Below are 24938 nucleotides of genomic sequence, written 5' to 3' on the forward strand. Positions count from 1 at the left end.
GGTAGTTTTGCATTTTTCAATTTTACGATAATTACGCAACATTTACCGCCTTGTAATGAAGATAGCTTTTATAACCGTTGGCAAAACCGAAGATGCTTACCTGAAAGATGGCATAGAAAAGTATGTAAAACGGCTAAAGCACTATACCAAACTGGAGTTGGTTGAGATTGCCGAGCTGAAGAATACCAAGGCACTTACTGAGGATCAGCAGAAAAGCAAAGAAGCCGAACTCATCCTGAAGAAGGTTGCCACGCAAGATTACCTGATACTGCTTGACGAAGCAGGGCAGGAGCATACCTCGGTGCAGTTTGCCAATTACCTGGAAAAGCGCGTCATTAGTTCGGTAGCCAGCCTGGTATTTGTAGTGGGCGGCCCCTACGGGTTCGACCAATCGGTTTACCAGCGCGCCAACGATAAAATATCCCTCAGCCGTATGACGTTCTCGCATCAAATGGTGCGCCTGTTTTTTGTTGAGCAGCTTTACCGGGCGTTTACTATTATAAAGGGCGAGCCGTATCATCATCAATAAGTTATAAAAAGTTGGAGATGTTATAAAAGTTAGAAAGGTTGCAAAAAGAAGATACTTACTGCGCCATTTTTTCGGTTTTCAAACATCTTTAACTTTTTAACGCTTCTAACTTTTATTACCTTTACCCCATGCACAGTCACGACCACTCCGGCCATCATCATCACGACCATGCCCCCAAGCTGGATAAGCTAAATACGGCTTTCATCTGGGGGATTGTATTGAACTCTGGGTTTGTAATTGTAGAGGTAATTGCCGGCCTTATCAGCGGCTCGTTATCCCTCCTTACCGATGCGGGGCACAACCTTAGCGATGTAGCCTCCCTTGCCCTGGCTTTGCTGGCTTTTAAAATGAGCAAGGCAAAATCTAACAGTAAATACACGTATGGCTATAAACGCTCTACTATTATCGTGTCGTTTTTCAACGCGGTAATATTGGTTGTAGCGGTCGGTTTTATTGTGTACGAAGCTGTGCTGCGACTGTTGCATCCGGAGAATGTTACCGGTACCACTATCGCCTGGGTGGCGTTTTCGGGTATTGCCATAAATGGCTTTACAGCCTGGCTTTTTGTGAAAGATAAAGACACCGACCTGAATATAAAAGGCGCTTATATCCACATGGCGGTTGATGCCATTGTATCGCTTGGGGTAGTCATATCAGGCGTTATTATCTACTTCAGCCATTGGTATTGGGTAGATAGCGCCGTGAGCATCATCATAGCCATTGTAATACTTACCGGCACCTGGAGCCTGCTGAAGGATAGCCTGCGCCTGGAGATGGATGGCGTACCCAAGGAGATGGACCTGGCCAAAATAAAATCCGAACTGAAGAAAGCTAAAGGCGTGGTAGATGTACACCATATGCACGTATGGGCACTAAGCACTACGGAGAATGCGCTCACTGCACACCTGGTGGTAAAGCCCGAGGATATGAGCAATTTCGACAACATCAAGCACGACCTGCGCCACCGGCTGGAGCACCTATCCATTAGCCATAGTACCTTCGAACCCGAGTTTGTGGACGAAAAGTGCGAGCAGCCAAAGTGTTGAGATGGCAACCAAGTTTGAACATAATACATCACTGTTATTATCTGCTCAAAGAGCGTTGTTGGGCGCAATATATCCCAAGATAAGGGCCATTGCGGTTGGTATAGCTGTGGGCAAATTGTATGTAAAATGTTATCTGGACAGGCCATCGACCGAAGATGATTATGAAAACTTAAGTGTCATCGGTGCCGAGATTTATGCAGATGTGCATCATGACGTAGAGAGCGTAGAAGAAATTTGCGAATATAGCCTTGCGCCATTCAACCAGCTGGATCGGTTGATGGCTTTTGTATATATGAGAAAAGAAGATTAATTTAAGCCTTGTGAAAACTAACCGCAGGAAATTTATAGCTACCGCAGCAACTATGGCCGCAGGCGTGGCCGTTGCACAGGCATTACCCTTAACAATTATGACAAACAAGTATCACGTAGTGCACCATGCACTTTTTTGGTTGAAGAACCCCAATTCTAAGGAAGACCGCGATATGCTGGTAGCCGGCGTAAAATCGCTTGGCAAGATAGAGCATATCAAAGAGCTGCACGTAGGCGTAGTGGCCAGCACCGAGAAGCGCGACGTGGTGGATAACAGCTGGGCAGTATCAGAAGTAATGTTCTTTGCCAATTTGGAAGCGCAGGCCGCTTACCAAAGCCACCCTATACACCAGGAATTCATCAAAACCCACAGTCACCTTTGGGAGAAGGTTATTGTGTATGATGCGATAGATGCTTAACCAGAATTAAGCGGATTTTCGGGATTAAACGGATTAGAATAGGTAAGCGATATTGCATTCATCTCGTCAATATTAGCAACCAAGCGCATTACAATGTTATGGCGAGCAGCGTTGGGCTGATAGCCTGGGTATGGCAATCATCGGCAGACAGAGCGCAAAAAGGCCGGGAAACTTTACAGTTCCCCGGCCTTTATTATGTTATTACTTTTCGTTCGGAGACGCAATATTTTGCGTCTCTACGTTGTTACGCTGAACAAGTTACGCAGCCTTCTTCCATTGAGCATGATGGGCCTGCTGGTACATCCTCTGCGGCGCTATCGGCAACCACTTCCGGTATAACGGCATCCATGTTTTTGCCGCCCTGGTTTTCAACTGTAAATTTAACCGCTTGCGATGCTGCCTGTGTACGCAGGTAGTACATACCTGTTTTAAGGCCCTTCTTCCATGCGTAGAAGTGCATCGAAGTCAGCTTGCTTGCATTTGGCGAGTTGATGAACAGGTTAAGCGACTGCGACTGGCAAATGTATGCGCCCCTGTCGGCAGCCATATCAATGATGTTACGCATCTTAATTTCCCAAACGGTTTTGTATAGTTCTTTGATATCGGCAGGTATTTCTGCGATATTTTGGATAGAACCGTTAGCGGTAATGATTTTGTCTTTAATGCCGTTGTTCCATAAGCCAAGGTTTACCAAATCGCGCAGCAGGTGTTTGTTTACGATAACAAACTCCCCGCTTAATACACGGCGGGTGTAAATGTTTGAGGTGTATGGCTCAAAACATTCGTTGTTACCCAATATCTGTGATGTTGACGCAGTAGGCATCGGCGCTACTAACAGTGAGTTACGTACACCATGGTTCATTACATCCAGGCGCAGGTTTTCCCAATCCCATCGGGTGCTTGCAGGTTTCTCGTTCCAAAGGTCGAACTGGAATTTACCCTGAGACAGCGGTGAACCTTTAAAGGTTTCGTAAGCGCCATCTTGTATAGCCAGGTCCTTAGAAGCCGTCATGGCTGCAAAGTAGATGGTTTCAAATATCTCTTTGTTCAGTTGTTTTGCTTCTTCGCTTTCGAAAGGTAAACGCAGCAGGATAAAGGCATCAGCCAAACCCTGTACGCCTAAGCCGATTGGGCGGTGGCGCAGGTTGCTGTAACGAGCTTCTTCAACCGGGTAATAGTTGTTATCGATAATCTTGTTCAGGTTTAAAGTAGCCTGGTAAGTTACCTCGTACAATTTATTATGGTCGAATTCGCCGTTGATTACGTAGCGTGGCAATGCTAATGAGGCCAGGTTACAAACCGCAACTTCTTTGTCAGAAGTGTACTCGATGATCTCGGTACAAAGGTTAGAGCTTTTGATAGTGCCCAGGTTTTGCTGATTAGATTTTGCATTGGCAGCATCCTTGTACAACAGGTATGGTGTACCGGTTTCTACCTGGCTATCTAACACGGCAAACCAAAGTTCCTGTGCTTTAATGGTTTTGCGGGCACGGCCTTCACGCTCGTAACGGGTGTACAGTTCTTCAAATGCTTCGCTGTGGCAATCGGCCAGGCCGGGTGCTTCGTGCGGGCAGAAAAGGCTCCAGTCTTCGTTAGCTTCTACGCGTTTCATGAACAAATCGCTTACCCATAGGGCGTAGAACAAATCGCGGGCGCGCATTTCTTCTTTACCGTGGTTTTTACGCAAATCCAAAAATTCGAAGATATCTGCATGCCATGGCTCTAAGTAGATAGCGAAAGCGCCTTTACGTTTGCCACCGCCCTGGTCTACATAACGGGCGGTATCGTTAAATACCTTCAGCATTGGTATGATACCGTTGCTGGTACCGTTTGTACCGCTGATGTACGAACCTGTAGCCCTTACGTTGTGGATGCTTAAACCGATACCACCTGCGCTCTGCGAGATTTTGGCAGTTTGTTTCAGTGTATCGTATATACCGTCGATGCTGTCATCTTTCATGGTTAACAAAAAGCACGACGACATTTGAGGTTTTGGTGTACCTGCATTAAACAAAGTTGGCGTAGCATGGGTAAACCAGCGCTCGCTCATCAGGTTGTAGGTTTTGATAGCGCTATCGATATCCTCTTTGTGGATACCAACCGATACACGCATAAACAAATGCTGTGGGCGCTCGGCTATCTTGCCGTCTATTTTTAGCAGGTACGATTTTTCCAGGGTTTTAAAACCGAAGTAATCGAAACCGAAATCGCGGTCGTAAATGATGCTGCTATCCAGTATCTCGGCGTTATCGCGTATAATCTGGTACACATCGTCGGCCAGTAAAGCGGCGTTTTTGCCGGTTTTCTTGTCAACGTATTCGTACATACGTTTCATGGTTTCAGAGAACGACTTGGTGGTGTTTTTGTGCAGGTTACTTACCGCAATACGCGAAGCCAGCAAAGCATAATCGGGGTGTTTGGTGGTTAACGATGCTGCTGTTTCGGCGGCAAGGTTATCCAGCTCTGACGTGGTAACGCCATCGAACAAGCCCTCAATTACTTTCTTGGCCACATCAATTGGGTCAACCAGGTTAAACCCGTAACACAGTTTTTCAATTCGCGCTGTAATTTTGTCGAATTTCACTGATTCTTTTCTGCCGTCTCGTTTTAGTACAAACATATTGGTTAGTATTTAAATAGTTAGTGTCAAGTAGTGGGGACTTTAAACCAACAGTATAATATATAATTTAATTAAGGGTCTTGTTGCTAATTGTGGCAAGCCACGGTATTCTTAAAAATCCTCGTCCAGCGAGAACGATTTGTTTTCCTGCGTGCCGTTCAATACGCCGCTTTTTTGGTAATCGCCCACCCTTTTTTCAAAGAAGTTGGTTTTACCCTGCAGGCTTATCATCTCCATAAAATCGAACGGACATGATACGCCGTAAACTTTAGGATAACCCAGTTCGTCAAGCCACCTATCGGCAACAAACTCAATGTACTGGCTCATCATTTTGGCGTTCATGCCAATAAGGCTCACCGGTAATGCATCGCTTACGAATTCTTTCTCTATTTCTACCGCATCGGTAATGATTTTGGTTGCGGCTTCTGTGCTCAGTTTGGTATCCAGCATTTTGTAAAGCAAGCAGGCAAATTCGCAGTGCGAGCCTTCATCGCGAGAGATCAATTCATTACTGAAGGTTAATCCCGGCATCAGGCCACGTTTCTTCAGCCAGAAGATAGAGCAGAAACTACCCGAGAAGAAAATCCCCTCTACGGCGGCAAATGCAACCAAACGTTCAGCAAAGCTGCCATTGTTTATCCAGCGCAGTGCCCATTCTGCTTTTTTAGTTACGCAGGGGATGGTATCTATCGCGTGGAAAAGACGGTCTTTTTCGGCCGGGTCTTTTATATAAGTATCAATCAGTAAGGCATAGGTTTCCGAGTGGATATTCTCCATCATAATCTGGAAACCGTAGAAACAGCGTGCCTCTGGCAGTTGCACCTCGCTCATGAAATTGATGGCCAGGTTCTCGTTCACTATACCATCGCTGGCGGCAAAAAACGCCAGAATGTGCGATATGAAATGTTTCTCGCCGGGGTTTAAATTCTCCCAGTGTTTCATATCGTCGCTCAGGTCTATCTCTTCTGCCGTCCAGAAGCTGGCCTCAGCTTTTTTATACATTTCCCATATGGCGGGATACTTGATGGGGAGGATTACAAAACGGTCTTTGTTTTCTCTCAGTAATAATTCGGTTTCCTCTGGCATCGCGTATTTTGTATCTTTTGTTTTTATATTTTCCCTGTTCTATCTTTTGCATTCGGAGCTATTACGCGTACGGCGCATTTGGAGACAGCTATGCCCCGCGAGTTTTAAATTGGCAAGTTTGCCGCTCCTATTTCCTCGCCCCAAACACCCCCACTTATCTGCTATTAAACTTTATATTTTAATACACATAGCCCCATGCGTTCACATGGTTTTTTCCAATTTTACCGAAGGTAGATACGGCAAACGGATAGCGTTGATAGAACTTATGCTTCAAAGATAGGTCATGGCTCCATTGTATGTTAGCGTAAGTTTTTAACACCCCCTATAAGTTATAAACAATAAAAAATAGTTTGGGCTATATCTGATTAATCGGCGAAAAATTCAACCTACTAAAGACCAATGCATTACTGAAGCTATCTAAACCCTTTTAGTAGAAAATTCGATAACGTGGCCATAACATTAACTTCACTTTTAGTTTACCTTAAACAGACAATTCCGGGGTTCTAAAAAGTGCCAACCACGCCAAATTAAGGGCTTTATGAACCAGGTAGAAATACGGTATTTTGCCCCCTTCTGTCCACACTGCAAATTGTGGAAAACAAAAAATCCCGCCTTTTTTTGGGCGGGGTTTCCTGAAAAATTCGCCACCCAATCAGAGGCTCCCCTTTCAGGGGGCTGGGGGGCTCACCTCGTCGGCAGCCACGAATTTCAGTGAGAGGGAATTTACGCAGTGGCGGGTGTTTTTTGGCGTTAAATACTCCCCCTTAAAAACGTGGCCCAGGTGCGCGCCGCAGTTGGCGCACAAAATTTCGGTGCGTCGGCCGTCGGCATCTGTTTCCCATCGTACGGCACCGGCTATCTCGTCATCAAAGCTTGGCCATCCGCAATGCGATTCGAATTTAGTTTCGGATGTATATAGCGGCGTATCGCAGCGTTTGCATAAGTATAAGCCTTCGGCCTTGTTGTTCAACAAAGCGCCGGTAAATGGGCGCTCGGTGCCCTTGTGCAGTATTACGTATTCTTCGTCGGGTGTTAACTGATTGTATTCCATTATATTTTTTGATTTCACTGATTAAGAGGGTCGATTACACAGATTAATTTGAAACGATTTTATCTACGGACTTTCGGTCATCTGAATTCGGACTCCTCTTCTTTCTATATAAATATACGACAATCTGCCCGCATTGAATGTTTTGCCAGGCGATGTTTACACTGGTTTGACCGATGTCAAACCATGCTTTTTTCCGCCTGTTTCACCTCCACATTTAAAGACTAACCACTTAACCACTCACCATTCTCCATTAACCACTGAGCAAAATAAATCGTATCATTGTTTTGATGAAACGCATCCTCAGCAACCTTACTTTCCAGGTGTTATTTGCCATACTATTAGGCGTAGTGGTGGGCATATATTTTAAAGGTTTTGCGCCAACGGCGCAGGTGATCAGCAAAACCTTTATCAGCCTGATTACTATGCTCATCGCCCCCATCATTTTTTTCACCATCGTGCTGGGCATAGCAGGCATGAGTGATATGAAAAAAGTGGGCCGCGTAGGAGGCAAGGCCTTGCTTTATTTTGAGATTGTTACTACCCTGGCACTTATAATTGGCGTTACCGTGGCCAACCTGGTAAAACCCGGCGAAGGCTTCATTAACACCCACGCGCCGGTTGATGCCGCGAAACTGGCTGGATACCAAAAAGCCGCATCGCAGATGAAGGTAATGGACTTTTTGGCCCATATCGTCCCCGGCAACATTTTCGAGTCGTTTGCCAAAGGAGAGATTTTGCAGATCCTCTTCTTTGCCATTTTATTCGGCTTCGGGCTGAGCAGACTGGGCGCGGCGGGGCAATCGGTTATCACAACTTTCGAGAAACTCTCCAAGGTATTCTTCAACATCATGAAAATAGTGATGCGCGTAGCACCACTAGGTGCCTTCGGCGGGATGGCTTATACCATCAGCACCTATGGCATAAAAGCCTTGCAGCCCCTTGGCTTGCTGATGGCATCGGTATATATTACGATGGCGCTGTTCATCTTCGTGGTGCTGAACCTTATTGCCTACCTGTTCAAATTCAGCCTGTGGCAATACCTTAAGCATATCAAAGAAGAGATATTGATTGTGCTGGGTACCTCTTCATCCGAATCGGCCCTGCCGGGGATGATGGAGAAACTGGAGAAGTTCGGCTGTTCCAAATCGGTAGTTGGCCTGGTTATCCCGGCAGGTTATTCCTTTAACCTGGATGGTACCACCATATATTTATCTATGTCGGTTATATTTTTGGCGCAGGTGTTCAACAGGCATCTGTCGATAGAGGAACAGTTGGGCATCATCGGCATACTCATGATTACCTCCAAAGGCGCGGCAGGTGTAACGGGCAGCGGGTTCATTGTGCTTACCTCAACATTGGCCGCTACCAAAATTATCCCGGTAGAAGGCGTGGCCATACTGCTGGGGGTAGATAGGTTTATGTCTGAGGCGCGGGCCATTACCAATGTTATCGGCAATGGGGTAGCTACCATCGTGGTGGCGAAGAGTGAGAGGGAGTTTAGCGCTCCGGCCCCCTGACCGCGTGCTGCCTTAGCGTCAGCGGCGGCGCAAGGGGGAGTTTTGATTTGCGGGAAACCTGAATGCTAGAAAATTAAAATAAGGAATGAATCAATTAGACATTTTTGACAGACTAAAATCGGGTGAACTCGTTAGGCTAAGCGACCCTGAATTTTCAAAGGTCGATGACGTGGTCGCCCGCACCATACGTCTTTCCGCGCAACTTAACGCTGCTGATAATATCCAGCAAATACGCGATATCCTGTCCGAAATAGTCGGATACGAAATTGATGCCTCCACAACGGTGTTCGCGCCTTTCTACACCAATTTTGGCAAGTTTATCAAAATTGGAAAGCGGGTTTTCATTAACCATGCGTGCTCATTTTTGGATATGGGCGGAATAACTATAGAAGACGATGTACTTATTGGCCCAAGGGTAAACCTGATCACCGAAAACCACCCCGCCGCCCCGAGTGACAGGCGGGCCTTAATAACCAAACCGATTGTTATTAAACAAAATGCCTGGATAGGCGCAAATGCCACCATCCTTCCCGGTGTTACCGTTGGGCTGAACGCTATAGTAGCTGCCGGTGCGGTGGTTTCTAAGGATGTGCCGGACAATGCAATAGTGGGCGGCGTGCCGGCGAAGTTTATTAAGTCGATTATTTAAACATATTTTACAATGTCAGGGTTGGCTTCCGAATCACACAGATGTATATGGCATTAACCATATTAAAAGCTATTATTTTACTGTGAGGTATGGGATTAACAGTGGCAAACTTCATCCCAGGCATTATCAAACAGGATAAGCCGAAATTAAAGAAAGCAGGTGAGTTTTTCCTGATAACCTGGGGAGCAGTGATTGTTATTACTGTCATTGAGTTTACTGCCTTTCTTTAATAGCTTTGGCTCTTGCAGGGCAGGCGCCTATATCGAAAGCTCTGACTTGAAGGAAGATTCGCATCTCACTTAAAATCTCAAAAGTTCATCCACAATAGCACCGTTCTCGTGCACAATTATTTTGTAGAAGCGCTTTTTCGCATCTTTTACAAATTCAAACTCTAAGTCGCGTTCTTTTACAAAAAACGTGGTTTTAGTTTCAGGATAGAGTATGGAGTTAAAACCTGAACCATCCATCAATAAATTCGAGCCCTTCACCTTGTAGTTGAATGTGCCGAATTTGGGGTTTTTGTAATTGCCTTCAAATTCTTTCAGTTCGCTTGCTGTAAGGGTTACTGTTTGCTTTTTGTTTTCGTACGGTGCCGGGCCATGGTCGTAACTTAAAATTTCTGCCATTTTCCACTCGTTGTTTTTCAAAAGCCAAAGCTGGGTGAATTTGGCCAGGCCTTCCCGCTTCTCGGGCTTGCCATTTTCTGTTACATAAAAGTAATGCTCGCCGGATATAATGGCACCGTAAATAACGTTACCGTTTCGCATTGGGTATACTTTTACCGTTCCTGGCACAGCTTCTCTCCGGATATGCTGGTTTTGGTTGCCGCAAATATTGTTTTTGATGCTCATCACCAGGGCATCTTTGCCATAAGTAATACCACCTTTATCGTGGTAAAACTTCACATCATCCGTTAAATACTGCCCGCTATGGTCTGTATCGCATTCGTTGTAAGTATTCCAAAAGAGGCTATCAAGGTGCAGGATGGTTGATGTGAGTTTTTGATTTTCGGTATCGGTTGATTGGGCAAATGCTGTGTAACCAATACCTGATAACAGCAGTATAGCGACAAGTATTATGATTCTGAATTTTTTCATTGCCTTCATTTACTTATTGTTTATTATTCCGGTTCTCTATCACGTAACTGCCTATCAAGCCAAGCCCGCCAAAAAGGAACATCATGGCTATAAAAGCCCCCTGGCGTGGTACATCAAAATGATTGGCAGCAAAATTTCCTAACAGGATGCCTATAGATGTGCCGATAAGCAATAAGCCGAAACGAAGCGTTGCCGATTGCACCGCATGTTTATTGTTAAAATCTTTTGGTGATAGGCCTTTTTCCATCAATGCCATCCGCTCTTTAAAACGGCTCATCAGCACAACGTACAGTATTACAAAGATGGCCCCAATTGTCGCAATCGAAACCAAACAATCTCTTAAAATCTCATCCATAATTATATTTTTTGTTTTGGCCGTATGACAGGGGCCGCATTACATCGGTTACAAAATTTAAAAAATAGGCGGGACTGTTGATCTCGGGTTTCGGATTTTCGGTTTCAGCTTTATTTAACATGCCAAAATAGCCGTCAAAATATATTTTGTAACCGAAAGATAGTGCACACTGTCTCATGTACGAATGTACACGCAGGACGAACAAACGTATATAAACAGGGTTTTAAAAGGCGATGGCTCCGCTTACCGTTTTCTGGTAGAAAATAATAAGCGGATAGTTTTTTCTATTGCGTTCAGGATATTAAACAACAAAGAAGATGCGGAAGATGCAGCGCAGGAAAGTTTTATAAAGGCCTATAATCAACTGCATACTTTTGAAAGGAAATCGAAGTTCTCTACCTGGCTTTATACCATTACTTATAGGATATGTGTATCAAGGTTGAAAAAGAAATCTTTAGATATAAATACCATCGACAACGACATGGTAGAAAACTATTCGGACGATGCCAACACCCCGCATAAAGAACTGACAGAAAAGGAGAGCCGGGGCATTGTAAAAGCATCGATAGATAAATTGCCCAAAATAGATGCCCTGTTGGTTACATTGTACTATTTTAACGAGAACTCCATTACCGAGATTGAGGAGATAACAGGGTTAACGGCCTCGAACATTAAAATAAAACTTTTTAGGGCGAGGAAAGTATTGGAACACGAACTTAAATTCCTGGTTTGAAATGAACGACGATAAATTCAAAAAACTTATTCAAAGCATCGAGTTAGAGGAGCCGGGCGCTGCTTTTACCGATAATATTATGAAGATGGTGGAAGCGCAGGAGGAATTGAATTTAAACCCTGCTTTGTTAGTTGCTATAAAGCAAGAACTTGTAGCAGAACCACCTGTTGGCTTTACGGAGAATTTAATGGATCAAATCCAACCGGCAGCAAGTAAAGCGCCCGAAGCCGTTATGACCCCGAAAGTTAAATTGATTATTTCGGGTGTCTTTATCGTTTTGCTGCTTGTTGCTTTAGTTAATTCGCGGTACACCTTAGGCCATTTGCAAAACAACTCTTACTTTTCGGGCCTGAATTTAAATTTTGCAGGCACAGCTATGGGGGTGGTGAAAATGGCCGTTAGTATTTTGCCATATTTAGTTCCGCTGAGCGTTTTATTTCTAACTGATTATTTTTTCAGGACCAGGCAAAAATCGATTAACCCGCAGAACGCATAGCAATTAAACTCAGCCCTCATATCATTTCTCACTTCATCACGACATTAGATATTGAACTACCCTCTACTCCAACGATTCCCCCTCTTTCAGCATCTTAGGCAACTTATCATTCTTCCCGCCGCTTGCTTTAAATTTTTGCAGGCTGCTTTTAACGTACTGTATTAAATCGTAATCGCTTAGTTTATCCAGCGTGGCCGCAGCAGGCCGGTAGCTGCTCATGAAATTCTCCAGCGAATCGCCCACTAACCTGGTGATATCGCCCAGCAATGTTTTGTTGAACCGGGCGCTTACGTGGTTTTCCCGCTCATCGCGCAGCAAAATCTGCTGTAATTTATAATCGCGGCTGTGCTTTTTTGTTATTGCTTTAAACAACATACCAACATCTATGCTCACTACGGCAAAGGGCACATATTGAGATGGGCTGCGAAAGATCTCGTTAAACTTTGGCCCCCTGAAATTGAAAGCCTTAGCATATTCCTTCCGCAGGCTTAGAGAATCTTTATAATAATTTTTCTTCGCCGTAATGGTTACTTCGCCCAATTGCTTGTAGCTTGTTTCCAGTTCGATGATGCGCATAAAGCCTCCCCAGTCGGCCGCTGCCAATTTAAAAGATTTATAAACCAAGGTGTTTATGCGGATTGTATCAAAATTTTTACTTATTTTTAGCGTAAATACGCCACCATCATCTGTGCACGCTACGCCGAATTTGGATGTGACTGGGATGTGTTTTACGGGCAAGCCCGTTTCTTTATCTATGAGTTTACCGGTAATTACCTGCGCGTCGGAACAACTAAATAAAAATAGCAGCGTTACTAACAACAACGATAGTTTCATTTGCGTATAAAATTAACGCTCAGGTAACAGTACAAAAAAACGTTTTAACATACTTTAACAACAAAAAAATATTTAGCCGCAAATAAACAATTTGTTTAACTGATGGTTATTAAGTTACCAGTCAGGTACAAAAACCAATACCGGCCTACAATATGAAAACAACATTTATCCATAAACGCGGCTTTCACCCCCAGCTATCCGACATTATGTATATAATAATGTGCGTGAGTGTGCTTATAATCTTTATTCTCCCTTTATTAATTTTGTTGCTGCATAATTTGTTTACCAAGCCACTAAAATTTGCTGCGCGTACCAGCGTGCCGCGTACCCAAAGCGTACCCTTTTTAAAGCTTTCCGACCCGTTATAGGTGGTTTTCCCTGGTTCGGACTCGTGCTGAATAAGCATGATTTTTATTCTTTTTCTCTTCATATTTAAACAGGCCGGGCTAATCGTATAATTTCCCCTGTTTGAAGTATATCATTTAATGTGAGCTATGCGCTCGTTAATGCTTGTTTTATTGGCGGGTTAAAATTGCGTGCCGCCCTTTCACACTCATGTAAAATATAAAAGCAGTCTAAAATTTAATTTGACTTTAAGGCCAATAAACTTAGCTTTGCCATACAAAAATCAAAAAGCCGATGAGCGTTCTCGTAAATAAAGATTCTAAAGTTATAGTGCAGGGTTTTACCGGTAAAGAAGGTAGTTACCACGCAGAACAAATGATTGCGTATGGTACTCAGTTGGTAGGTGGGGTTACCCCCGGCAAAGGTGGCCAAAGCCATTTAGACAGGCCTGTGTTCAATACTGTAAAGGATGCCGTTGTTGCTACCGCTGCCGATGTATCCATTATTTTTGTACCTCCTGCTTTTGGCGCAGACGCCATTATGGAAGCTGCCGAAGCAGGCATTAAAGTTATTGTTTGTATTACCGAAGGTATCCCCACCAAGGATATGATAGCGGTTAAAGAATATTTATCAGATAAAGATGCACGCCTTATAGGGCCAAACTGCCCTGGCATCATCACCGCAGATGAAAGCAAGATTGGTATTATGCCGGGCTTTATCTTCAAGAAAGGCAACATCGGCGTCGTGTCAAAATCCGGCACGCTCACTTACGAAGCGGTTGACCAGGTGGTTAAAGCCGGCTTGGGCATCACCACAGCTATCGGCATCGGTGGCGACCCCATCATTGGTACACCAACTAAAGAAGCTGTTGAATTGCTGATGAACGACCCTGACACCCACGGCATCATTATGATAGGCGAGATTGGTGGCGGCATGGAAGCCGAAGCTGCCCGCTGGATACAGGCAAACGGCACCAAACCAGTAGTTGGCTTTATTGCCGGCCAAACAGCGCCTCCGGGCCGCCGTATGGGCCACGCAGGCGCAATCGTAGGCGGTGCCGACGATACCGCTGCTGCAAAAATGGCTATCATGCGCGAGTGCGGCATCCGCGTAGTAGAATCTCCTGCTGAAATTGGCGCTGCCATGGCAGAGGAACTGGCGAAATTAGCGTAAGCCCCCTAACCCCCTAAAGGGGAACAGGATAATATATTGGAAAGCCCTGGTTGAGAGACCGGGGCTTTTTGCTTTTCTGAATTCTTTTGATTCCTTCCGGAAAAAAGCTATTTTACTTCAAATTTAACCGATGCCGGAGATACGTATAAGTTGCCCTAGATGCGATTGGGAGCCAGATGATGCTTGCCGTTGGGTTTGTACGGTTTGCAATACGCACTGGAACACTTTTGAAACCCGTGGGGTATGCCCTGCATGCGGAAAAGTACACGAAGAAACGCAGTGTTTTAGGCGAAAAGGTGGTTGCGGGGAAGTGAGCCCTCATGCAGATTGGTACGAGGAAACGGAAGTCGCAAATAACCAGCCCTCTTCATCGTGGTCTTTTCGGTTTTGGGAGAATAAAGATGAACTCCCGGTTACGCCGGCGGATAAAGAGTGGACGGAGCGTGCACTTGTTTTGCTGTGCGATACCCTTGAAGGGGAATACGTGCAGTCGCTGCCTACCATTACGCCTGAGAAGAAATATTTCGACCGTAAATTCAAGGGGACAGAACAAGATGCGGAATTTATCTTTGGGCGAATGATAAACCTGATGGCCATTGACGCCTGGGAACTCGAACTGAAGTTTTACAGCAATAAGCCGGCACCTTTTTCTGAAGGAATTGTGGCTACCCCATCGCCTCAATTACATGGCCCCTGGGTAAACCCTACTATGGGTTATGTAGACAATGGCTATGGGCAAAAAGAAGTGTGGATAGATATGGATATCCTGAATGATCCCGAACGCATGGTTGCCGTATTGGCCCCACACCTGGCTCAGCATAAATTGTGGTCGGTACACCGCATGGCCGAAAACGATAAGCTTTTGGCGGCACTTGCCGCAGTTGTATTTGGCTTTGGCATATTTACCGGCAATGCTTATTTCCATTTTAACCAGTGGACGTACGCTTCGCGCCGGGGATGGAAAATGAGACGTAGCGGGTACCTCCCCGAGCAAGTAATTGCCTACGCTATGGCCTGGCTGGCTGTTTATAAAGGTGAAGATATAGCATGGAAAAGCCATTTAAGCCGAACTATAAAAAAATACTTTGAACAGAGTTATAACTATATCCAAAGCCACTGGGAGGATTTTTTCGGAGATTGATTCATCATGTTTTTTCGGATAGAACAGTTTGGGTATTTCCGCCTTTTACCTAGCAACCTTTCTTCTCATCCCATAAATTCCTGTAATTCGAGTTCAGACATTTTTTCCTAAATTCGGCTATCATCCAACATCACTATGCGCAAATTCATCTGCCTCCCTTTATTCCTCCCAACGTTAGCCATCGCCCAATACAAACCGGCTGCTTTTACAGATCCGGACCGGCTGAAGAAGATACAGGCCACCTTCCCGGTTATCGACCAGCTATATAAAGACTATGCCGAGAAAAACCACTGGCCCGGCACCGCTTATGGTATTATTGTAGATGGCAAATTGGTGCATACCGGCGGCATTGGTTATACCGATATCGCCAACAAGATACCGGTTACGGCTACATCCGAGTTCCGCATTGCCAGCATGACCAAGAGCCTGACCGCCATGGCTATTTTAAAACTGCGCGATGAAGGCAAACTAAAGCTTGATGACCCTGCCTATATGTACATCCCCGAAATGAAGGGGACCAAATACCTCACTAAAGATGCCACGCCCATCACCATCAAAAACCTGCTTACCCATACAGCCGGTTACCCCGAAGACAACCCTTGGGGAGACAGGCAACTGGCTGTTAGCGATGCGCAACTGATTGCTATCTATAAAAAAGGCGTGCAATTTTCAACCAATCCCGGTCTGGGTTACGAGTACAGCAACCTGGGCTTTGCCACGCTGGGCTACATCATCAAAAAAGTAAGCGGACAAACGTATCAAACTTACATCACCAATAATATTTTAAAGCCCCTGGGCATGCTGCATACGTATTGGGAATACACCAAAGTACCCAAAGATAAACTGGCCCACGGTTACCGCTGGCTGGATGGGCAATGGGTAGAGCAACCCCTGCTGCACGATGGTGCCTACGGCGCTATGGGTGGATTGATAACCAGCATAGAAGATTTCAGCAAATACATGGCCCTGCATTTGGATGCCTGGCCACCAAGGGATGATGTGGATAAAGGGCCGGTTAAGCGAAGCTCGGTGCGCGAGATGCAATACCCATGGGATGTGAACTATTTAACGGCCAATGCCAAAACACCAACCGGCAGGCCCTGTCCCAATGTTACGGCCTACGCTTATGGGCTGCGATGGATGAAGGATTGCGATAACCGCATCTATGTGGGCCACACCGGCGGCTTGCCTGGCTTCGGCAGCCAGTGGAATGTAATGCCCGATTATGGCGTGGGCATCGTATCCTTCGGCAACGTAACGTATGCAAGGGCAGCGCCTATCAACAACGCCGCTTTGGATACCCTGCTGATGCTCTCAGGCATCAGGCCGCGCGTATTGCCGCCATCGGGAATCCTTAACCGGCGCAAAGCCGAACTGCTTAAAGTCATTGCTGATTGGAGCACGGCCAAAGCAAGCGGCATATTTGCCGATAATTTCTTCCTGGACTATTTCCCCGATAAACTGAAGATAGCCGCCGCCGATGCATTTGCCAAGGCAGGCAAAACGGTAAGCATAGGCGAAATTGTGGCAGAGAATCAGCTGCGCGGCTATTTCATCATCAAAGGCGAGCAAGCTAATATCCGCGTGAGCTTTACCCTCACGCCCGAGAACCCGGCGTTGATACAGGAGTATCATTTGGACTTGGTGCAGTAAAATATAAGAATTGTCATTGCGAGCGAAGCGCGGCAACCTCATAGGACAATTAGCAAACTTGCAATGCATTTACGCTTGTCCTATGAGATTGCCACGTCGCCCCCTGTCACTTTCCCCGGCTGCGACTCGCAATGACAATTTTGGCGTGGGTTTATTCACCCCACCCCATTCACCGCAAAGCTCATCACTGTATTGGTATTCAAATTTATTTTGATGTTAAAAAAGCAGGGGCCGCCATCCAGTATCATCACTACGCCTTTGCGCCAGTGCCGTTTTTCGTAAGGGGTGCAAAAGCAATTTATCCATACTTCTTTCTGCCCGCCGGCATTGATGGCCGCTATGATTTGCTTGTAATATTGGCGCGGATTGTCGATGCCGCTTTGGGATTGCTTATTGCGCTCGGCAACGGTTACGGATATAATTTTCTCTATCATTTTGATTTCTTGCAGAAACCGTTGTGGTTTTAAAATATTGGTTGAAGATGAAGCCGTCGCGGCCGGGGTTAAAAAGCAGCACGGCATAGCGCGAGGTATCTATTTTGGCTGTATCTGCCATTGCCGTCTTGTGCAGGGGCGGATAGGCTTTGAGTTGGGAGGGTAGTATGAAAGCGAGCAGCAGTAATAAGTTCATTGGTCTTGTTTTACCTGTTCAACGCATTACGCGCTTTATTGTTGCGGCAATGAAGCGGAGCACCCCTTAGTACTTCTATATCTTACCCGCGATACCGTTATATATCATTTGGACAGCCAAAAACGTAACCACAATTGCAAACACCCAGCGCAGCCATCCCGAAGATTTGGTATGCACCAGTATTTTGGAACCGGTGAGTGCCCCTAACAAAACCCCAATCACTACCGGCATGGATATACCGGGTTCTATATATCCCCTTTGCAGGTAAACCACAGCACTGGCAGCAGCGGTAACGCCTATCATAAAATTACTGGTGGTGGTTGATACCTTGAACGGTATCTTCATGATGGTATCCATAGCAATAACCTTCAACGCGCCCGAGCCGATGCCCAGCAGCCCGGATATTACCCCTGCAAAAAGCATCATGAAAAAGCCGCCGCCAACGCGCGTAACGCCATAAGGTATTTGGTTGCCGTCGCCATCGGGGTAACTGCCGCTGAGTTTTAGTTTTTGAGCAAGCGGGCTGGGTTGCAATACGGTTGCTTCGGCCTTTTTGCGCAGCGACATGATGGCCGAAAAGATTAGGATCACCCCAAACAAAACAGCAATATACTGCGTAGGAATATAGATGGCCAGCATAGCCCCGGCCAATGCGCCGCAGGTTGTAGCTATCTCCAAAAACATGCCCAGGCGGATATTGGTGATACCTTCTTTAACGTACGCCGCCGCAGAACCGCTGGAGGTAGCGATAACCGAAACCAGCGATGCGCCGATAGCATAATGGATATCTACGCCCAGCAAAAGCGTAAGCAAGGGAATAATAACCACGCCCCCGCCAAGCCCGGTAAGCGAACCCAAAAGCCCCGCAAAGTAGGCCCCAACAAGAATAATCAGCGTAAATAAAATTACCGACATAGGGCTGATAATGGTTTACGGTGTAAAAGTAATATAAGTTTTTACAATGACTAAAAGAAGTAACCCTACCTGTTTACTTATCTTTTTTGCTGATTAACCATTTTAAATAACCTAAACTGCTCTTTTACAACCAATTCATTAAAACCATGCGCTGCGTTTTTTATTACAATAAACTGCTTGTGGGGTGCCTCTATTTTATCGAAATATGCTTTGGAAATTGGTAGCGAAGTTAAAATATCCACTTCGCCCTGTATGAGGTAAACCGGAATCTTAAACACATAATGGTCCTTAGCCAAATCAATGGTTGCCGCCATAGGTTTTACACCCATTTTCGTATCGCCTACAAAATTCAGAAAAGAATAATCGTCACCGTCCTCCCGGTGTTGGTTATCTTCTTTATTATCATACCCGGTAGCAATTTTCCACCAGGCTTCGGGTGCCGGCGTAGAGGCCAAACGCTCGTACTTTTTAATGATACGAAACAGTTTACCTGCATTTTGGGCCTTTTCATAAGGTGGCGCGCCGATGGCCGACAGTACATCCAGAGATTGCTGATCGTTAGCCGCTTTTGATAGTTCAGCTACTTTTTGGTAGGCTTTCATGAAATTAGCGGCGGGGTCTACCACCTGCGAATGCCCTATATAGGCAGTGAAAAGGTCCGGCCGTTTTACAGCCATCTCCACAGCTATAACCGAGCCCCAAGAGGATCCGAAAAGTGTGACTTTGGGCTTGCCCAGATACTTTAAAAGGTATTCTACCAAACTAACGCCGTCATTGGTTATCTGATCTACCGATAAGGGGTGCGATGCCAGGTAAACCGGGCTTAACTCCGGCGGGGCGGCGCGGCCAAAAGTTTTACCTGCGCCGCGCTGGTCCCATTGCACCAGCACAAAATCTTTCTCCCATCCTTTGTAAATAGCATCAGCATACGGGCTTAAGGGGCTCCCCGGCCCGCCATGCACAAATAATATTACAGGTTTGGATATATCGCCTTTAATGGTTACCCATTGTTCTATCCCGTTGATTGTAATAAACCGTGCTTCGTTCAGTTGTTTGTTAGGTGTAGCATGCGCTTCAGCACCAAATGAGGATATGATCAAAACAAGCGCGGATATCAGGTATTTAATGTGGCGGCACTGCATAAGATGTATTTGCGGTATTTAAATATGAATGCGAAGATGCAATTTAGTTACAATATTATGTGGCACCCCACATAATCTTCCGGTTCATTACTTTTGCATGAGCCTAAAATCCATTATTCTGTATCTTTGAAGCCTGATGGCATACAAAAGTTTACAGGACTGCATTACCGATCTTGAAAAGAACAAGCACCTCATCCGCATAAAAGAAGAGGTTGACCCATACCTACAAATGGCGGCAATACACCTCCGCGTGTTCGAGCACGAGGGACCGGCTATTCTGTTCGAGAATGTGAAAGGCAGCAAATTCCCGGCGGTATCAAACCTCTTCGGCACGCTGGATAGGTCGCGGTTCATCTTCAGGGATACGCTGGATAAGATAAAAACCCTGGTTGATATCAAAAACGACCCGATAAAAGCCATCAAACATCCTTTTAAGTATGCCAATACCGCCTTAACGGCACTATCCGCACTGCCCATGAAGGTTGGCAAAGGCGCGCCGATAAATTTCGGGCGTACTACCATTGGCGAACTGCCCCAGATAGTGAACTGGCCGAAAGATGGTGGCCCCTTTGTAACCATGCCGCAGGTTTATACCGAGGATGCCGATATGCTGGGCATTATGAATGCCAACCTGGGCATGTACCGCATACAGTTAGGCGGGAACGATTATATCCCCGATAAAGAAATAGGCCTGCATTACCAGCTGCACCGCGGCATAGGCGTACACCAAACCAAGGCCAATGCCAAAGGGCAGCCGCTTAAAGTGAGCATATTTGTGGGTGGGCCACCTGCGCACCCTGTTGCGGCCGTGATGCCCCTGCCCGAGGGTTTATCAGAGATGACTTTTGCCGGTGCTTTGGGTAATCGCCGCTTCCGTTATTTTTACGATGCCGAGGGTTTCTGCATATCTGCCGATGCCGACTTTGTAATTACCGGCACCGTAATGCCCATGGAAAATAAGCCCGAGGGCCCCTTTGGCGACCATCTGGGTTACTATAGTCTCGTTCACCCATTTCCGCTGTTAAAGGTGCATAACGTTTACCATCGTAAGGATGCGGTGTGGAGCTTCACGGTAGTGGGCCGCCCACCACAGGAAGATACCAGCTTCGGCGCGCTGATACACGAGATAACGGGCAGTGCCATCCCTAAGGAAATACCCGGTCTGCATGCCGTAAATGCCGTTGATGCCGCTGGTGTTCACCCCTTGCTTTTTGCCATCGGCAGTGAGCGTTACACGCCTTACGTAAAGGAGCGCCATCCACAGGAAATTATTACCATAGCCAACCATATTTTGGGCAAGGGGCAATTGAGCCTGGCCAAATACCTGTTCATCGCCGCCAAAGAAGATGACCCCACATTGGACGTGAACGATATAGGTGGTTTCCTGAAGCACATCCTGCAGCGGATAGACCTCGGCCGCGACCTGCACTTCCAAACCAAAACCTCTATCGATACACTCGATTATAGTGGCGAGGGCCTCAACAGCGGCAGCAAGGTGGCTCTTACGGTAGCCGGGGATATAAAACGCGAACTTTGGAGCGAGATGCCGGCATCGTTCAGTCTGCCCCGCCCATTTGTAAACCATAAAATGGTGATGCCGGGTGTACTGGCGGTAGAAGTACCCAAAAATATCCGCGCCAGCGATATGCCCCTGATGCTGGAATTTATGCAGGAACATTTCGGCGAAATGGATCTATCCGGCCTGCCGCTGATGGTACTTTGCGACGATGCTGCGTTCACCGCCCAAAACATCAATAACTTTGTATGGGTTACCTTTACGCGTAGCAACCCCTCGCACGATATTTATGGTATCAACAGCTTTACCGAACACAAACACTGGGGCTGCCACGGCCCGCTGATGATAGATGCCCGCATAAAGCCGCACCACGCCCCCGAATTGATAAAAGACCCGGAAGTTGAAAAACTGGTAGATGAGATGGGCGCCAAGGGTGGGGCTTTGCATGGTATCATATAAACCGGTATAATGGAAATCTTTGAACTCGAATCAACCAAATTAGAGAACGAACTGTTAGCATTGCAGTTGTTGCACGAGCGGGATTTCGACATATTATTCGAGGTAGCCTCCGACCCGCTGATATGGGAGCTGCACCCGGTTAAGGACCGCTATAAAAAGGAGGTGTTCCAACTTTACTTTAATGATGCCGTGGCTTCGCAGAGCGCTTTCCTGGTTATCGACAAAGCAACCGGCGATATTATTGGCTGCACGCGATTGTACGATTACCGGCCTGCGGAATCCAGCGTGGCTATCGGCTACACTTTCCTGGCCCGTAAGTATTGGGGCGGAGCTTACAACTCGGCCATGAAAAATTTATTGATGGAGCATGGATTCAAAACCGTAGATAATGTGCTGTTCCATATCGCGGCTACCAATATCCGATCGCAAAAAGCCACGGGTAAACTGGGCGCTGTTAAAGTAAACGAGGTAGATTTTGATCATTACGGCACAAAGCTATTGCATTACGAATACCTGATAAAGAAGAACGACTATTATAAATAGCCGATAGCCTGCATCGGCCGAATATCAAGATTCGAGGATTTTTAAGTTTGGTAATTCCTATAGCATAAGAGTCAGCCGGAATTTAGCCTTAAGCAAAAATTTATCTAAGCGATGCCATATTGTATTATGCTGCCAATTGATATCGAATAATCGAGCGCTGCTAATACCGGCATAATTAGGACGGTGTACTTTACAATGTAACATTGGTGTGTCGTTAACTACTTTCTCAAAGTACTCCGGGTCGAGCGATGATTTAAGATAATAGCGAACATCAATGATGGTAACGGGTTTTGATGCCTTGTATATGCATAAATTGATATCATAAAAATCAGGGTAAAAGGCGTTTAAATCAGGCATTATACCCTCCAGCTTACGTGGCTTCATGGTATTATTGCGGAAATTAGGGTCTTTATCATCAATCTTGATTTCCGAATGGATATACAAACAATTTGATGAGATCTTATTCCAGGCCACTTCCCGGGCCATATCAATTAAAATTGGCGTCAGTTCTTCTAACTTAGTTTGTAAGCCGGCTGCCGACAATTCATTTTCCATGTTACATAAAGATACTATCAAGATTCGACAAATTTAAAAAGTTATCGAATCAGATTCCTTTAGCCCGGCTCCTTCCCTTTCGCAATCACAGCACCCTATTTTGGTTTGTGCTTCTTTTATTTAACTTTGCACCCTATTTAAAAATAAGATGAGCAAAGCAATAATCAAAACCGAAAAAGGCGACATGACTGTTGAATTTTTCGACAAGGATGCACCTAACACCGTAGCTAACTTTCTGAAGCTGGCTAAATCCGGTTTTTACAATAACGTTATATTCCACCGCGTTATCCCTAACTTTATGGTTCAGGGTGGCGACCCAACAGGTACCGGTGCAGGTGGCGCTGGTTACAAAATAGATTGCGAGCTAACCGGCGAAAACCAATACCACGATCGTGGCGTGTTATCAATGGCACATGCTGGCCGCAACACCGGCAGCTCACAGTTTTTCATTTGCCATAGCCGTGCAAACACTGCGCATTTGGATCGCAACCACACCGTTTTCGGTAAGGTAGTAGAGAACGTTGACGTAGTTGACGATATACGCCAGGGCGATAAGATTTTAGGTGTAGAAGTAATTGAAGAATAGAGAGTAGTTGATTAAGTGAGTGGAGAGTAGTTACCTGCAAACCGTTCACTTATAAATCGACAAAATAGTGAACGGTTGATTAGGTAAATGGAGAGAGCTTGAACTCGGAAACCATTCACTAAATCAACCTAATCAACCAATAAACTAAAAAATGAATTTACAGGGAATTGTTGCCGTATCGGGCAAGCCGGGTTTATGGAAAGCGCTTGCGCAAAACAAAACCGGTTACGTTTTAGAAAGCCTTGATGCGCAAAAAACCAAGCTGATTGTTAACCTTAGCACTGCTAAGCTTGCCGCATTGAATGAGATAACCATCTTCGGGCTGGATGAAGACATTAAATTGGTCGACGTATTCGAACGTATGAAAACTGCCGCAGGCCTACCATCTCTTAAAGATGATGCAAACGTAATGCGCAAGTACTTCCGCGAAGTTGCGCCCGACCACGATGAGGAAAAGGTGTATGGCAGCGACATGAAGAAAATCATCAGTTGGTTCCTGATACTAAAAGATATGCCTTTGTTCAGCGAAGCATTGCCAACCGCGCCCGTTGCCGAAGAAGCGCCGGTAAAAGAGGAAGAAGTTGCAGTGGCAGAAGCAGTAGCAGAAACGCCTGCCGAAGCACCGAAAGCAAAAGCTAAAAAGCCTGCGGCTAAAAAAGCATAAGGAATTTTATGAGTACAAAAGAGCCCCGTTAGCGAATGCTATCGGGGCTCTTTGTTTGCGCTCCCCTGTGTCATTTCTCCCATCGTCATTGCTATTACGCGGTGGAAAGAGGTTGGAAACCTGCGGTAGCAATCCCCATCATCTTTTCGAAGCGTGGCAATCTTTACGCAGGACAGGCCGCCTTGCAAATTCCCCCTGCAAATCGGGAGATTAGCTTCGTTCCTCACCATAAGTTAGTGGATAGTAAGCGGCGCCCGACTGTGTCTCGTCAGCATTATTGCCAACTTTTGGCAGGTCTAAGTGGTACGCCAATAACAGCGACCACGGGCTAATTGCTCGTGAATCAATACACGGAAATCATTAGTGCTTTTCATTAATTTTATCGCGCTCACTTTTAACTACTCCAGCTATGGCAGCCTTTAAAAGAAGCTTTTGACTATCGTCGAGTTGGTCCTGCTTATCGTTTCCGTTAAAACTATAGGATACCCCACCCTTAGTGTCGTTTTCAATTACAATTTTTTCGTCATCATGGGTGTAACTAATAAATCCGTTTTGAGATAACCGTTTTATTGCCGTACTGTCCTGGTTAAATGTAACGGTACCGCTATAAGCTAACTGTACTCCAGTTTCATGGCTGCATGAAGAGTTTAATACAGCGAGAACGATAGCAATGGCGACTGATTTTATTTTTTTCATGTTGATAAGGGTTGATGTTTAGTAATCTGGTGAACAAATATAACAAAAAACGGCCCTTAGGACACCGTTTGGCCTTTGGCTGGTGTTATAGCCAATCAAGTTTAATCAGCTTGCATATTTCGAGGTGGGCAATTCCGCTTATCGTGATGTCTCACCGCAACGCCCAAAGCTCAGTTGCG

28 protein-coding genes are annotated in these 24938 nt (G+C 45.7%); 15 read left to right on the forward strand and 13 right to left on the reverse strand.

Features of this window, described 5'->3' with window-relative positions:
* The first annotated feature begins 55 nt into the window (after positions 1–55).
* The 4 genes from rlmH (at position 56) to AC1DXC_RS23745 (ending at position 2303) form a co-directional block, all read left to right on the forward strand.
* On the forward strand, positions 56–529 hold the full coding sequence (gene rlmH, locus AC1DXC_RS23730; protein ID WP_477461660.1) for a 23S rRNA (pseudouridine(1915)-N(3))-methyltransferase RlmH: 474 nt from the start codon (positions 56–58) through the stop codon (positions 527–529).
* Between the two features lie 128 nt (positions 530–657).
* The gene (locus tag AC1DXC_RS23735) at positions 658–1575 is read left to right on the forward strand and encodes a cation diffusion facilitator family transporter (protein ID WP_477461661.1); all 918 of its coding nucleotides are present in this window, start codon (positions 658–660) and stop codon (positions 1573–1575) included.
* A gap of 1 nt (position 1576) precedes the next feature.
* Positions 1577–1885: a MafI2 family immunity protein gene (locus tag AC1DXC_RS23740; protein WP_477461662.1), complete on the forward strand. Its 309-nt coding sequence runs from the start codon at positions 1577–1579 to the stop codon at positions 1883–1885.
* Between the two features lie 10 nt (positions 1886–1895).
* Positions 1896–2303, forward strand: a complete 408-nt coding sequence (locus AC1DXC_RS23745) for a Dabb family protein (RefSeq protein WP_477461663.1) — start codon at positions 1896–1898, stop codon at positions 2301–2303.
* 244 nt (positions 2304–2547) lie between these two features.
* Here AC1DXC_RS23745 and AC1DXC_RS23750 read toward each other — a convergent pair whose 3' ends face one another.
* The 3 genes from AC1DXC_RS23750 to AC1DXC_RS23760 all read right to left on the reverse strand — a co-directional run bounded on the left by AC1DXC_RS23750 (position 2548) and on the right by AC1DXC_RS23760 (position 7060).
* Positions 2548–4923, reverse strand: coding sequence for a ribonucleoside-diphosphate reductase subunit alpha (locus AC1DXC_RS23750; RefSeq protein WP_477461664.1), 2376 nt, complete (start codon positions 4921–4923; stop codon positions 2548–2550).
* A gap of 111 nt (positions 4924–5034) precedes the next feature.
* Entirely contained in the window at positions 5035–6009 is a 975-nt protein-coding gene (locus tag AC1DXC_RS23755; protein ID WP_477461665.1) for a ribonucleoside-diphosphate reductase small subunit, read from the reverse strand.
* Between the two features lie 667 nt (positions 6010–6676).
* Positions 6677–7060, reverse strand: a complete 384-nt coding sequence (locus tag AC1DXC_RS23760; protein WP_477461666.1) for a methionine-R-sulfoxide reductase — start codon at positions 7058–7060, stop codon at positions 6677–6679.
* 287 nt (positions 7061–7347) lie between these two features.
* On the opposite strand from AC1DXC_RS23760, the gene dctA reads away from it, so the two are divergent.
* Together dctA and AC1DXC_RS23770 are read left to right on the forward strand one after the other, a co-directional pair.
* Positions 7348–8577 carry a C4-dicarboxylate transporter DctA gene (dctA, locus tag AC1DXC_RS23765; protein WP_477461667.1) on the forward strand — a complete coding sequence of 410 codons (1230 nt, stop codon included), beginning with the start codon at positions 7348–7350 and terminating at the stop codon, positions 8575–8577.
* A gap of 85 nt (positions 8578–8662) precedes the next feature.
* Positions 8663–9226: a DapH/DapD/GlmU-related protein gene (locus AC1DXC_RS23770; protein ID WP_477461668.1), complete on the forward strand. Its 564-nt coding sequence runs from the start codon at positions 8663–8665 to the stop codon at positions 9224–9226.
* A 299-nt stretch (positions 9227–9525) separates the two neighbouring features.
* Here AC1DXC_RS23770 and AC1DXC_RS23775 read toward each other — a convergent pair whose 3' ends face one another.
* Together AC1DXC_RS23775 and AC1DXC_RS23780 are read right to left on the reverse strand one after the other, a co-directional pair.
* Positions 9526–10323 (reverse strand): nuclear transport factor 2 family protein, encoded by a 798-nt coding sequence (locus AC1DXC_RS23775; RefSeq protein WP_477461669.1) that lies wholly within the window; start codon positions 10321–10323, stop codon positions 9526–9528.
* Between the two features lie 13 nt (positions 10324–10336).
* A complete protein-coding gene (locus tag AC1DXC_RS23780; protein ID WP_477461670.1) occupies positions 10337–10678 on the reverse strand; it encodes a DUF6249 domain-containing protein in 342 nt (113 codons plus the stop codon).
* 184 nt (positions 10679–10862) lie between these two features.
* On the opposite strand from AC1DXC_RS23780, the gene AC1DXC_RS23785 reads away from it, so the two are divergent.
* Entirely contained in the window at positions 10863–11411 is a 549-nt protein-coding gene (locus AC1DXC_RS23785) for an RNA polymerase sigma factor (protein ID WP_477461671.1), read from the forward strand.
* A gap of 79 nt (positions 11412–11490) precedes the next feature.
* Complete coding sequence (locus AC1DXC_RS23790; protein WP_477461672.1) at positions 11491–11907, forward strand: hypothetical protein; 417 nt, start codon at positions 11491–11493, stop codon at positions 11905–11907.
* A 63-nt stretch (positions 11908–11970) separates the two neighbouring features.
* On the opposite strand, the gene AC1DXC_RS23795 is transcribed toward AC1DXC_RS23790, so the two are convergent.
* Together AC1DXC_RS23795 and AC1DXC_RS23800 are read right to left on the reverse strand one after the other, a co-directional pair.
* A complete protein-coding gene (locus AC1DXC_RS23795; RefSeq protein WP_477461673.1) occupies positions 11971–12741 on the reverse strand; it encodes a hypothetical protein in 771 nt (256 codons plus the stop codon).
* Positions 12742–12925: 184 nt separating this feature from the next.
* Complete coding sequence (locus tag AC1DXC_RS23800; protein ID WP_477461674.1) at positions 12926–13171, reverse strand: hypothetical protein; 246 nt, start codon at positions 13169–13171, stop codon at positions 12926–12928.
* 209 nt (positions 13172–13380) lie between these two features.
* Here AC1DXC_RS23800 and sucD point away from each other — a divergent pair, with 209 nt between their 5' ends.
* The 3 genes from sucD to AC1DXC_RS23815 all read left to right on the forward strand — a co-directional run bounded on the left by sucD (position 13381) and on the right by AC1DXC_RS23815 (position 17053).
* Entirely contained in the window at positions 13381–14259 is an 879-nt protein-coding gene (gene sucD / locus AC1DXC_RS23805) for a succinate--CoA ligase subunit alpha (RefSeq protein ID WP_477461675.1), read from the forward strand.
* 130 nt (positions 14260–14389) lie between these two features.
* On the forward strand, positions 14390–15400 hold the full coding sequence (locus AC1DXC_RS23810; RefSeq protein WP_477461676.1) for a hypothetical protein: 1011 nt from the start codon (positions 14390–14392) through the stop codon (positions 15398–15400).
* Positions 15401–15535: 135 nt separating this feature from the next.
* Complete coding sequence (locus AC1DXC_RS23815) at positions 15536–17053, forward strand: serine hydrolase domain-containing protein (protein WP_477461677.1); 1518 nt, start codon at positions 15536–15538, stop codon at positions 17051–17053.
* A 155-nt stretch (positions 17054–17208) separates the two neighbouring features.
* On the opposite strand, the gene AC1DXC_RS23820 is transcribed toward AC1DXC_RS23815, so the two are convergent.
* From AC1DXC_RS23820 to AC1DXC_RS23835, 4 genes are all read right to left on the reverse strand, one after another.
* A complete protein-coding gene (locus AC1DXC_RS23820) occupies positions 17209–17487 on the reverse strand; it encodes a hypothetical protein (RefSeq protein WP_477461678.1) in 279 nt (92 codons plus the stop codon).
* Positions 17444–17683, reverse strand: coding sequence for a hypothetical protein (locus tag AC1DXC_RS23825; protein WP_477461679.1), 240 nt, complete (start codon positions 17681–17683; stop codon positions 17444–17446). The genes AC1DXC_RS23820 and AC1DXC_RS23825 overlap by 44 nt, the downstream gene beginning before the upstream one ends.
* 75 nt (positions 17684–17758) lie before the next feature.
* On the reverse strand, positions 17759–18598 hold the full coding sequence (locus tag AC1DXC_RS23830; protein ID WP_477461680.1) for a sulfite exporter TauE/SafE family protein: 840 nt from the start codon (positions 18596–18598) through the stop codon (positions 17759–17761).
* Positions 18599–18675: 77 nt separating this feature from the next.
* Entirely contained in the window at positions 18676–19740 is a 1065-nt protein-coding gene (locus AC1DXC_RS23835; protein WP_477461681.1) for an alpha/beta fold hydrolase, read from the reverse strand.
* 136 nt (positions 19741–19876) lie between these two features.
* Between AC1DXC_RS23835 and AC1DXC_RS23840 the strand changes: the two genes are divergently transcribed.
* Entirely contained in the window at positions 19877–21715 is a 1839-nt protein-coding gene (locus AC1DXC_RS23840) for a UbiD family decarboxylase (protein WP_477461682.1), read from the forward strand.
* Between the two features lie 9 nt (positions 21716–21724).
* The gene (locus tag AC1DXC_RS23845) at positions 21725–22258 is read left to right on the forward strand and encodes a GNAT family N-acetyltransferase (protein WP_477461683.1); all 534 of its coding nucleotides are present in this window, start codon (positions 21725–21727) and stop codon (positions 22256–22258) included.
* A gap of 57 nt (positions 22259–22315) precedes the next feature.
* On the opposite strand, the gene AC1DXC_RS23850 is transcribed toward AC1DXC_RS23845, so the two are convergent.
* Positions 22316–22813 carry a hypothetical protein gene (locus AC1DXC_RS23850; protein WP_477461684.1) on the reverse strand — a complete coding sequence of 166 codons (498 nt, stop codon included), beginning with the start codon at positions 22811–22813 and terminating at the stop codon, positions 22316–22318.
* A 148-nt stretch (positions 22814–22961) separates the two neighbouring features.
* Between AC1DXC_RS23850 and AC1DXC_RS23855 the strand changes: the two genes are divergently transcribed.
* The gene (locus tag AC1DXC_RS23855; protein ID WP_477461685.1) at positions 22962–23399 is read left to right on the forward strand and encodes a peptidylprolyl isomerase; all 438 of its coding nucleotides are present in this window, start codon (positions 22962–22964) and stop codon (positions 23397–23399) included.
* A gap of 151 nt (positions 23400–23550) precedes the next feature.
* Positions 23551–24063 (forward strand): DUF5606 family protein, encoded by a 513-nt coding sequence (locus AC1DXC_RS23860; protein ID WP_477461686.1) that lies wholly within the window; start codon positions 23551–23553, stop codon positions 24061–24063.
* A gap of 360 nt (positions 24064–24423) precedes the next feature.
* On the opposite strand, the gene AC1DXC_RS23865 is transcribed toward AC1DXC_RS23860, so the two are convergent.
* Entirely contained in the window at positions 24424–24759 is a 336-nt protein-coding gene (locus AC1DXC_RS23865; protein ID WP_477461687.1) for a hypothetical protein, read from the reverse strand.
* Positions 24760–24938: the final 179 nt, after the last annotated feature.

The organism is Mucilaginibacter sp. P2_D11, assembly GCF_056404435.1.

Coding starts and splice junctions, on each gene's coding strand:
- rlmH (WP_477461660.1), top strand. CDS start 56: ATGAAGATAGCTTTTATAACCGTTGGCAAAACCGAAGATGCTTACCTG.
- AC1DXC_RS23815 (WP_477461677.1), top strand. CDS start 15,536: ATGCGCAAATTCATCTGCCTCCCTTTATTCCTCCCAACGTTAGCCATC.
- dctA (WP_477461667.1), top strand. CDS start 7,348: ATGAAACGCATCCTCAGCAACCTTACTTTCCAGGTGTTATTTGCCATA.
- AC1DXC_RS23800 (WP_477461674.1), bottom strand. CDS start 13,171: ATGAAGAGAAAAAGAATAAAAATCATGCTTATTCAGCACGAGTCCGAA.
- AC1DXC_RS23820 (WP_477461678.1), bottom strand. CDS start 17,487: ATGATAGAGAAAATTATATCCGTAACCGTTGCCGAGCGCAATAAGCAA.
- AC1DXC_RS23755 (WP_477461665.1), bottom strand. CDS start 6,009: ATGCCAGAGGAAACCGAATTATTACTGAGAGAAAACAAAGACCGTTTT.
- AC1DXC_RS23750 (WP_477461664.1), bottom strand. CDS start 4,923: ATGTTTGTACTAAAACGAGACGGCAGAAAAGAATCAGTGAAATTCGAC.
- AC1DXC_RS23780 (WP_477461670.1), bottom strand. CDS start 10,678: ATGGATGAGATTTTAAGAGATTGTTTGGTTTCGATTGCGACAATTGGG.
- AC1DXC_RS23835 (WP_477461681.1), bottom strand. CDS start 19,740: ATGCAGTGCCGCCACATTAAATACCTGATATCCGCGCTTGTTTTGATC.
- AC1DXC_RS23785 (WP_477461671.1), top strand. CDS start 10,863: ATGTACACGCAGGACGAACAAACGTATATAAACAGGGTTTTAAAAGGC.
- AC1DXC_RS23760 (WP_477461666.1), bottom strand. CDS start 7,060: ATGGAATACAATCAGTTAACACCCGACGAAGAATACGTAATACTGCAC.
- AC1DXC_RS23830 (WP_477461680.1), bottom strand. CDS start 18,598: ATGTCGGTAATTTTATTTACGCTGATTATTCTTGTTGGGGCCTACTTT.
- AC1DXC_RS23775 (WP_477461669.1), bottom strand. CDS start 10,323: ATGAAAAAATTCAGAATCATAATACTTGTCGCTATACTGCTGTTATCA.
- AC1DXC_RS23795 (WP_477461673.1), bottom strand. CDS start 12,741: ATGAAACTATCGTTGTTGTTAGTAACGCTGCTATTTTTATTTAGTTGT.
- AC1DXC_RS23740 (WP_477461662.1), top strand. CDS start 1,577: ATGGCAACCAAGTTTGAACATAATACATCACTGTTATTATCTGCTCAA.
- AC1DXC_RS23850 (WP_477461684.1), bottom strand. CDS start 22,813: ATGGAAAATGAATTGTCGGCAGCCGGCTTACAAACTAAGTTAGAAGAA.
- AC1DXC_RS23770 (WP_477461668.1), top strand. CDS start 8,663: ATGAATCAATTAGACATTTTTGACAGACTAAAATCGGGTGAACTCGTT.
- AC1DXC_RS23790 (WP_477461672.1), top strand. CDS start 11,491: ATGAAGATGGTGGAAGCGCAGGAGGAATTGAATTTAAACCCTGCTTTG.
- AC1DXC_RS23845 (WP_477461683.1), top strand. CDS start 21,725: ATGGAAATCTTTGAACTCGAATCAACCAAATTAGAGAACGAACTGTTA.
- AC1DXC_RS23825 (WP_477461679.1), bottom strand. CDS start 17,683: ATGAACTTATTACTGCTGCTCGCTTTCATACTACCCTCCCAACTCAAA.
- sucD (WP_477461675.1), top strand. CDS start 13,381: ATGAGCGTTCTCGTAAATAAAGATTCTAAAGTTATAGTGCAGGGTTTT.
- AC1DXC_RS23810 (WP_477461676.1), top strand. CDS start 14,390: ATGCCGGAGATACGTATAAGTTGCCCTAGATGCGATTGGGAGCCAGAT.
- AC1DXC_RS23735 (WP_477461661.1), top strand. CDS start 658: ATGCACAGTCACGACCACTCCGGCCATCATCATCACGACCATGCCCCC.
- AC1DXC_RS23865 (WP_477461687.1), bottom strand. CDS start 24,759: ATGAAAAAAATAAAATCAGTCGCCATTGCTATCGTTCTCGCTGTATTA.
- AC1DXC_RS23840 (WP_477461682.1), top strand. CDS start 19,877: ATGGCATACAAAAGTTTACAGGACTGCATTACCGATCTTGAAAAGAAC.
- AC1DXC_RS23860 (WP_477461686.1), top strand. CDS start 23,551: ATGAATTTACAGGGAATTGTTGCCGTATCGGGCAAGCCGGGTTTATGG.
- AC1DXC_RS23855 (WP_477461685.1), top strand. CDS start 22,962: ATGAGCAAAGCAATAATCAAAACCGAAAAAGGCGACATGACTGTTGAA.